The sequence below is a fragment of the Algoriphagus confluentis genome, from assembly GCF_036245625.1.
GTDB classification, from domain to species: domain Bacteria; phylum Bacteroidota; class Bacteroidia; order Cytophagales; family Cyclobacteriaceae; genus Algoriphagus; species Algoriphagus confluentis.
On record NZ_BTPD01000041.1, the window covers coordinates 1 to 659 of the forward strand.

Annotated in this window: 1 protein-coding gene; it reads left to right on the forward strand. The window is 55.2% G+C overall.

Annotation, left to right across the window (positions count from 1 at the left end):
• On the forward strand, nt 1-659 hold a 659-nt coding region (locus AAA943_RS21785; protein ID WP_420915628.1), incomplete at both ends, for a DUF7507 domain-containing protein.

Consider the following 659-nt stretch of genomic DNA (forward strand, 5'->3'; position numbering starts at 1 on the left):
AAAAACCCTGCGATCGAAATCGAGAAGAGCACGACCACCGAAAGCTTCGACGAGGAAGGCGATGTAATCGAGTACAGCTTGACGGTAACTAACACAGGAAACGTCACCCTGACCGATGTGACCATTACCGATCCGTTGACCGGACTGGATCAGAACATCGGAACCCTGGCACCGGGCGAAAGTGAAACCATCACGACGACCTATACGGTGACTCAGCAAGACGTGGACCGAGGCAGCGTAACCAACCTGGCCACTGCCACAGGTACTGATCCTGACGGAGGAGAGACCGAAGGCACTGATGAGATCGAGGTGACCGGGGAGAAAAACCCTGCGATCGAAATCGAGAAGAGCACGACCACCGAAAGCTTCGACGAGGAAGGCGATGTAATCGAGTACAGCTTGACGGTAACTAACACAGGAAACGTCACCCTGACCGATGTGACCATTACCGATCCGTTGACCGGACTGGATCAGAACATCGGAACCCTGGCACCGGGCGAAAGTGAAACCATCACGACGACCTATACGGTGACTCAGCAAGACGTGGACCGAGGCAGCGTAACCAACCTGGCCACTGCCACAGGTACTGATCCTGACGGAGGAGAGACCGAAGGCACTGATGAGATCGAGGTGACCGGGGAGAAAAACCCTGCGATCGA